This window comes from Pseudomonas sp. N-137, from assembly GCF_034555295.1.
Lineage (GTDB): Bacteria > Pseudomonadota > Gammaproteobacteria > Pseudomonadales > Pseudomonadaceae > Aquipseudomonas > Aquipseudomonas rhizophila.
On sequence record NZ_JAXUDQ010000012.1, the window covers coordinates 1 to 684 of the forward strand.

The 684-nt window shown below is 53.8% G+C and carries 1 protein-coding gene and 1 pseudogene; one reads left to right on the plus strand and one right to left on the minus strand.

The window, feature by feature from the left end:
* Nucleotides 1-428, plus strand: a 428-nt coding sequence (locus T3A99_RS13105; RefSeq protein ID WP_322834446.1) for a SphA family protein, incomplete at its 5' end; no start/stop codon positions are given.
* An 83-nt stretch (nt 429-511) separates the two neighbouring features.
* On the opposite strand, the pseudogene T3A99_RS13110 reads toward T3A99_RS13105, so the two are convergent.
* Nucleotides 512-684 (minus strand): annotated as a pseudogene (locus tag T3A99_RS13110) (DSD1 family PLP-dependent enzyme); the annotation flags it as partial.

Below are 684 nucleotides of genomic sequence, written 5' to 3' on the forward strand. Positions count from 1 at the left end.
ACTTCTACACCTACAAACCTGTGCTTTCCGCAACCTGGTTACCTAGCGAGCGCACGGAACTGTCCATTCGATCGACGTACAGCTTCAACGAAACCAACCCCGATACGAAGTACCGTTCAGGACAAATTCTCCACTTCGATTACTCAGCCACCTACAAGGTCAGCGAAAACGTGAGACTGGGCCTGAATGGTTACTACCTCAAGCAAACCACCGACGATAAACAGAATGGTCAAACAGTGACGAACATTTTCGGTGAGGAAGTCCACGACGGGGTTCGTACGCAGGTGATGGCTATCGGGCCGGCGATGTACGTGACGTTTCTCAAGTATGCGAGCTTTGAAATGCGCTGGGCCAAGGAGTTCGATGCGCGAAACCGGCAAGAAGGCGAAATGCTCTGGGCCAAAGTCAGCGTTCCCTTCACACTCTGACCCCTCCAGGGGTTGAAAAAGCACCCCTCGCTGCCAGTGTACACCGGAGCGAGGTGAGCGCTGGTCACGTTTACAGCTTGCGCTCAGACATTGCCGTACACCGGCCAGGTTTCGACGATCTTCCCTCCCCGCACACCCAGCAAATCCCCAAATTGCAGCAACACGAATTCCGTCTGGGTGGGACGTAAAAAAACCTGGTCTTCCACATTCAAACCCACAGCCGGTGAACCGTTGACCATTTCCTGGTTGGAACTGC